Annotated in this window: 3 protein-coding genes and 2 tRNA genes; 2 read left to right on the forward strand and 3 right to left on the reverse strand. The window is 31.0% G+C overall.

Annotated elements, in window-relative coordinates; genetic code table 11:
- The coding region (locus Q0370_RS08630) for an ABC transporter ATP-binding protein (RefSeq protein WP_299574676.1) at positions 1-541 on the reverse strand (541 nt) is incomplete at its 3' end.
- Positions 542-692: 151 nt separating this feature from the next.
- On the opposite strand from Q0370_RS08630, the gene Q0370_RS08635 reads away from it, so the two are divergent.
- Together Q0370_RS08635 and Q0370_RS08640 are read left to right on the forward strand one after the other, a co-directional pair.
- Positions 693-778, forward strand: a tRNA-Leu gene (locus Q0370_RS08635).
- 31 nt (positions 779-809) lie between these two features.
- Positions 810-894 (forward strand) — tRNA-Leu (locus Q0370_RS08640).
- A 193-nt stretch (positions 895-1,087) separates the two neighbouring features.
- On the opposite strand, the gene Q0370_RS08645 is transcribed toward Q0370_RS08640, so the two are convergent.
- Both Q0370_RS08645 and Q0370_RS08650 read right to left on the reverse strand, forming a co-directional pair.
- The gene (locus tag Q0370_RS08645; protein ID WP_299574679.1) at positions 1,088-2,692 is read right to left on the reverse strand and encodes a PAS domain-containing protein; all 1,605 of its coding nucleotides are present in this window, start codon (positions 2,690-2,692) and stop codon (positions 1,088-1,090) included.
- 292 nt (positions 2,693-2,984) lie between these two features.
- Positions 2,985-4,130, reverse strand: a complete 1,146-nt coding sequence (locus Q0370_RS08650) for a 5-methyltetrahydropteroyltriglutamate--homocysteine S-methyltransferase (protein WP_299574682.1) — start codon at positions 4,128-4,130, stop codon at positions 2,985-2,987.
- Positions 4,131-4,258 lie beyond the last annotated feature (128 nt).

Raw genomic sequence — 4,258 nt, forward strand, 5'->3', positions numbered from 1 at the left:
CTATGATAATTTCAGGCTTGCAGGAAAGTGCTATTGCAATCATAACTCTTTGACGCATTCCTCCCGATAATTCGTGTGGAAATTGCCTTGCTACACGTTTTGGATTTTTTATTCCTACATTCTCTAGTAATTCCAGCATTCTGGCTTCTCTTTCGGTTTTGGACAATTTTGTATGATAAATCATTCCCTCCTCAATTTGTTCTCCTATTCTCATAAGTGGATTTAAAGCTGATAGAGGATCCTGAAATATCATCCCAATTTTATTTCCTCTAATTTTATTGTATTGTTCTTCATCAATTTTTACCAAATTTTTCCCTTCAAAATTGATTTCCCCTGTCAATTTTGTGTTAATCGGATTATGCAGTCCAATAATAGAAGTTGCAAGCGTACTTTTTCCACATCCCGACTCCCCCACTATTGCGAGTATCTCATTTCTTCTAAGTTCCAGCGAAATATTATCCACAGCGGGAAAATATTCATCTTTTATCCGAAAACTCGTAACAAGATTATTAATTTTTATCAATGTTTCAGTTTGCTCCATACTTTTCTCCTCTAAAAGTTCTTTGTTAAAAATTTATTTTTTTATACAGGTATTGTAACATAATTTTTAACTTTTTACTCTTATTTTTTAAAATTTTTATTACCTTGTTAATTGACAATTTCAAATTTTCCAGGTATAATTTATTAAAAATGCGAGTGTGGTGGAATTGGTAGACACGCTATCTTGAGGGGGTAGTGGCTCTTAGCCGTATGGGTTCAAGTCCCATCATTCGCACCATTATTTAATTTTAGACATCCAATTTTATTTAGCGAGCGTGATGGAATTGGTAGACATGCTATTTTCAGAGGGTAGTGGCAGTAGCCGTACGGGTTCGACTCCCGTTGCTCGTACCATCAATTTTATTACTTTTTTCAACATCAAGAATCTATTCTTTTCAATTATTCAAAAATTTATTTGAACTTATTCAAAATTAATTTAATTATTATTCAATAATTACTTACAATTTTTTCGTTCACAAAAAAAGCATCTAATTGATTTTTATCAAAAAGATACTTTTCTTTTTTTATATTTCATAGTTTTCAAAACTTATTTATTTTTATTTTCTTCTTCATCAATTTTAGCCTCAATCATCATAATCAAATAATCAAGTTCCAATTCCCCTCGCATTGCAATCATTTGAAGAGTCGCTATTTTAGACATCATCATATACTGAATAGGATCTAAAAGTTTTTTGTATTCTGGAGAAATTAATGGCATATATTCTCTAATATAAGGATATTTTTTAACAATATCTCCTATTACAGTTTTTCCAGTCAAATTATACTTGCTTGTAAATACTTCTCCTGTTTCTTCTTTTTTCTCATTTTTGCCTTTATTTTCCCATGTTACAAGTCTTCTTTCCCCTGTAAGACTTCTAATTCTAGTAACATCCTGCATCATTTCCAGAACACCTTTAAACACTCCATTTTCATCTCTTACTGCCACATAATAGATATAAATGAATTTTCCACGCATTTCTAGCCAAAAGTCAATCTCGTCCTGCTCCCCTTTTCTAAAAGCGTCTATTATTTCCAATACTGAACTGACGCTTTCTCTTGGATGGCAGTTTTTAACATCACGCCCTATAACTCCTGCACTTCTTGGGAAAACTCTATGTTTGGTATCTGTATAGAATTTCACAATTTCATTTTCATCCACAAAAGACAAGTCTACAGGCATATGCTGAAAAATAAGATTAATCTGTTCAAGCGTTAATTTCCCTTGCTTCACATCAAAAACTTCATTTTCTTTATTTTCGCTTCCCATATTATATTTTGCCATAAGACTTGCAAGGTCATTCATAAAGTTTCCAGCATTTTGATTATTCTGAACACCAGTTTCTGATTTTACAGTTTCCTCTTTTACTGGCTGATTGCTATTATCATCTTGTTTTTCTATGTTTTCAGGATAAAATCCAGTTGGTTTATCAATCAGGAAATATCCAATTTCATCATCTCCAGCACGCATTTGCTTAAATTCTTCTTCACTAATCATTTTCATCGAAGTTGGAAAAAGCACTTCTTCTTCCTTATGCATGATATCAAGTGTCAATTCCCATACATTTTCCTGTTTTTCCAAAAATTCTTCAATTTTATCATTTTCAAGTAATTTATACGCTTCACTTATGCTATCTCTAACGTTATTATCAAAGCTCCACATTATTCTTGATGGACGGTCAAACCCTTTTTTTTCTAATATTGAAAATAATTGATGCTGTTTTCTTGCAAGATGGGTAGGGTTAAATTGAGATAATTTTTCATAAAGTTCAAGCCATCTGTTCTTTATAAACTTTTTCCCAAACTCTTCTTTCATTTCCGCAATCAGCTTTCTAGCCGCTTCATTTTCCAAAATATACGTATTTATCGGATGTCCCTCAGGCAAGTCAAATTCATCCTTCACAATAATATCCTCAAAAAGCCCTAAAACATCATTCATCTTATCATGAACCGTATTATCATCAAATCCAAGTTCTTTAATTTTTTGCTCTGAATAAGCAAATTCGCTTGCTGTCATCTTGTCAAAATTCTCTTTTATTAATTTTTTAGTAGTCTCAAAGTCAGTTTTTCCTTCAATGTAATCTTTTTTTATTTGAGTCATTTTCTCAATTTTCTCAAGATCTAATTTCAGATAATTCTTCATATCCTGTGCCATAATAACCACCTTCTATTTTTTATAATCTTTTTTCAGCCAAATAAAACTTCTTTGATAAAATTTTAAAACCAAATTTTATATGATTTTATTGTCTAAATAATATATACTATTAACATTTTATATCAAATTTTTAAATTATAGATGTTTTTCTCAATCTTAGAAATATTTAATTTTGTTAATTTGACGTAGAAAAAATCCAATTATATTTTGATTCTCAAACCTATTTTAACATATTTTCATAAAAAAAAGTGTGATAAACAACACACTTTTACAAATATAAATCAAATTATTATTAATTTTCTCCCCATACTTCATCTGCAATTTCCTTAATAAATCTAAGTTTTGCCCATTGCTCTTCTTCTGTAAGCCTATTTCCTTCCTCTGTTGAAGCAAATCCACACTGTGGACTCAAATAAAGCCTGTCGAGTGGCACATATTTTGAAGCCTCTTTTATACGTGCAATTACACTTTCTTTTTCCTCTAATGTTGGATTTTTAGAAGTTATTAATCCTAAAACAACTTTTTTACCTCCAGAAACTTTTGCAAGCGATTCAAAAGTACCTGCTCTTTCTGTGTCAAATTCCAAATAATAGGCATTTACATTTTCTTTCCCAAAAAGCTCATCTGCAATTTTATCGTATCCGCCTTTCCCAAACCAGGTAGAAGCATAATTTCCACGACAAACATGCGTATTAATTATCAAATCTTCTGGATTATTTTGAAATACCCTGTTGTTTATATTTAGAAATTTTTCTGCAAATTCTTGTCTGATAATTTCTTTATCCCTATCACTTTTTTCAATAAATGAAGCAATAAAGTCATCGTCTACAAGACAACCCCAAGTACAGTCATCAATTTGCAAAGTTCTAAGTCCTTCGTTATACAAGTCATTTATAACAGTTTTGTAGGCATTGACAATGTCGTCTTCCAATCCTATAAAATCAGGATAAACTTCAAGAAGTGCCGCCACATGCTTATCTTCCCTTACTAATTCTGCATAAAATTGTGCTGGAGCAGGTATTGTAAATCTAGCTTCCACACCTTTTTTATCTTTTACTAAATCTCGCAAAAATGTATAATGTTTCACAAATGGATGATTTTCCCCACTAATCTTTCCAGTAACAATCGCAGTATCATCACGAGTAACAACACCATTAAATTCATACCCCTTATCAGCATGCACATGCCCAATCCCATTAAATCCCCAGAAAAAGTCCAAATGCCAATAACTTCGTCTAAACTCCCCATCTGTAACACTTGTATATCCTAATTCAATTTGTTTATCCACAATTTTTCTAATTTCTTCATCCTCAACTTTTTCCAATTCTTTTTTGTCAATTTTTCCCTTTTCAAAATCATTTCTAGCTTTTTTCAGTTTCTCCGTTCTCAAAAAACTTCCTACCGTATCGTGTCTATGAGGTGCATTTATTGTACACATATTATCAACTCCCTTATTTGTTATTCTTTTATGAAGTTATTATATACAAATATGTGCTTTCTGTAAAATACATTTATTTTTTAGTTTATTATAACTTTTATTTATATCAATATTCTTTAATCTTATGG

Source organism: uncultured Leptotrichia sp. (assembly GCF_938036635.1).
Lineage (GTDB): Bacteria > Fusobacteriota > Fusobacteriia > Fusobacteriales > Leptotrichiaceae > Leptotrichia > Leptotrichia hongkongensis.

Excerpts from the sequence above, each read along its gene's own strand:
- Q0370_RS08645 (WP_299574679.1), bottom strand. The coding sequence starts at position 2,692 with ATGGCACAGGATATGAAGAATTATCTGAAATTAGATCTTGAGAAAATT.
- Q0370_RS08650 (WP_299574682.1), bottom strand. The coding sequence starts at position 4,130 with ATGTGTACAATAAATGCACCTCATAGACACGATACGGTAGGAAGTTTT.